At 31.2% G+C, this 2,788-nt stretch carries 3 protein-coding genes; all 3 read right to left on the bottom strand.

The genetic code is table 11. The annotated features are described in order from the left end of the window. Positions 1-153: 153 nt before the first annotated feature. Positions 154-666, bottom strand: a complete 513-nt coding sequence (locus Q0649_RS18245) for a hypothetical protein (protein ID WP_298845396.1) — start codon at positions 664-666, stop codon at positions 154-156. Between the two features lie 18 nt (positions 667-684). Beyond that, positions 685-1,632, bottom strand: coding sequence for an HNH endonuclease signature motif containing protein (locus Q0649_RS18250; RefSeq protein ID WP_298845398.1), 948 nt, complete (start codon positions 1,630-1,632; stop codon positions 685-687). Positions 1,633-2,044: 412 nt separating this feature from the next. Further along, a complete protein-coding gene (locus Q0649_RS18255) occupies positions 2,045-2,716 on the bottom strand; it encodes an MFS transporter (RefSeq protein WP_298845400.1) in 672 nt (223 codons plus the stop codon). Positions 2,717-2,788: the final 72 nt, after the last annotated feature.

Below are 2,788 nucleotides of genomic sequence, written 5' to 3' on the forward strand. Positions count from 1 at the left end.
TTAATCCACTATGGATTTTTTATTGGTTCAACTTCATTTTACAACAAGTCTATTATATTGAATGCCTTTATTAAGTTTATAATCATTTAGGTAATTTTAAAAAAGTATATTATATTTTTTTATGGGGGACAACACATCACTAATTCACCATTTTTATAGGTTTAAAAAATACCAAAATTCACTTCCCTCACCAACAACGAAACGCTCTAACCATTCAGCAAAGCTAAATTGGAAATAGTTATTATCAGGAAATGGATAAGACAAATAATTCTCACCAGCAACATATTTAATACGATTAATATAGATTTCCCCAATATCACGTAACTGCAAAATCGGGAATAAATCTTCTTCCGAGTAAAATCCACTATTTTTCATAAAATCTCTTACTTTAAATACCTCTTGCACAGAGTAGATGTGACAAATAACACTCATACTTCCACCCTCATCAAAAAGCTCTAACCCATTAGTTATGCGTAAAAAATCTAAGTAATCAGCCGGCAAACCTAATTCTTTTAACTTTCTAAGTTCTGTTACTGTGGCTCCTGGATAAAACTTGCATGTTACATCTACAGGCAACCGACCAAGTTGGAAAATTTTAAAAGAATTTTGTTCGTTAGAACTCCTTATTTTCAGACTTTCAATGACTCGTTCTATTTGTTTATTCATGCAACGGAACACCTCTCTCTAGTAGTTCACAAACCATGTCGTAATTAACGAATGTTCACTATTTGTATTTGGTACTGGCATCAAATTTGAAAAATCATCTAACCCACCATAAATGCGCGGGCGAATATGATGAATTTGAACGCTACTCCAAAAGCTATCGGGTTGAGTGCCATACGCAGAATTGTATTGATTAATATAGGCTTGTCTACTATTCCAGCTAGGTGATGATGATAGCTTTTTCCAAGTAGTATTTATAGATGTTGCTGCATCTTGTTTAGACACCGGATCAACATATTCTGGAAAGTTTTGAGCTATCTTATTCTGCAAGATAGTTGATGAAATAGAGATTGCCTGTGTACTTACCTGATCTCCATCACCCGCTAACAACCACGCACCACCTACAGCAAAGAACGTTGTTCTAGCCGGAACCTCAACTGACCCTAATAATCCTATTGTAACATCTCCGACCTTTGAAATTAATGGAGTTGTCGTTATAGTTACGGGACCAGAAATAGATGGTTCAGAGTAAAATTCTAATTGTTCATCAACCGCATACGGCGCCGGACCAACTATTGAATCAATCCAAAAATTTAACCTGAAATTGCCGTTATAATAATCTTCTGACACATGATAAGATACTGTTGTAAGAACAGGGATTTCACCTTCACTTGTCACTAAACCTGAAGATTTATTATTAGAACTGACTACTACAGATCCATTACCTGAATTCAATGAACGTACATTACGCCCTCCCGAATTCCTTTCCAAATTAGAAAAACTAGCACTTTGTAAACTAGTACTTTGTTGCTTACGAACAACTTGTGCCCGATTACTAAGTTGATTTTGCAACGAAGCACTAAGACTATCAACTTTAATATTTACAGTTGTATTATTGTTTTTAGGTGAGACTTGTACTCCTTTTGCGTAAACACTAATTGATGGGCTTAATAATATTGATACAGTCAAAACAGTAGAGATTAATAAACTAAAAAGTTATGTTACAATATCATATATATTATAACATAATTTCCTTATTTTAATAAAATATAGCATTAAAAATATTTTTATCCATAAGTATGAAAAGGCATTTTTAAAACATAAGAAGAATAATATTGTAAATTTGAAATACGCCCAAAGTGAAAGTAACATAATAGTAATTGAGTTATATTCACTTTGAGGCTATATACCATTCCTTGAACGTTGTAAATTTGCTCTATTTAAAATATTTATGGTATTATTAGTATAATATTTTTAAATAGTTAGTTCACAATCGTAAATTATGTCGACAAAAGTAAACTCATATCTAAAAATATGGGTTTACTTTATTAAGCGTGTATTGATATTCTGAATGTAACACAGTTTTAAATCAAAAATTTAATTAGTCAAATTTTCTAATTGAAGAAATAAGTAAAGGGATTATGCTTAAAACAACTAAAAATAATGATTCATATAATAAGGTGAGAACACCACCAATGCTTTGTGACAACCAACCTGTTATGAGATAACCAAGTGGTAAAAGAATATAAGAACCCATCATATCAAGACTTGCAACTTTACCAAAAGAATCAATAGGAATTAGTTCTTGTAAACTTCCTTCCCATATTAGAGAAAAAAGCATTATAATTGCACCACTTATAACCATTACAAAAATAAGATATGGGAACCAATTAATAAAAGCTATACCACTTAGAGCAATTCCTACAAAAACAAAACTAGAATAAGCTATAAGTCCTCTGTGCTTCCACTTTTTTCGTAGACTAAAAATAAATGCTGTAATTAGTGAACCTACTCCACTAGCTGTTATTAAAATGCCATATGTATAAGGAGGCATTTTATAATAAATTTTAATTAGCCATGGTAATAAAATGGACATAATACTTGACGTTGCAATATTAATAAATGAAAAGACTAATATTGTTATCCATAGATATGTTTGCTTTTTAATTTCCTTTACTCCTCCAATTAATTCATTTCTTAAAAATAAAAGTCTATGTTTATTATCAACAGGTTTTGGGACAGGCTTTTCTATTTTAAGGAAAATAAGGCTCACAACCGAAATAAGAAATGGTTACTACACAGGCATTCCCAATATGAAATGCCTGTGATAATATAAAACCATATT

Source organism: uncultured Clostridium sp. (genome assembly GCF_937920395.1).
Taxonomy (GTDB): domain Bacteria; phylum Bacillota; class Clostridia; order Clostridiales; family Clostridiaceae; genus Clostridium_AD.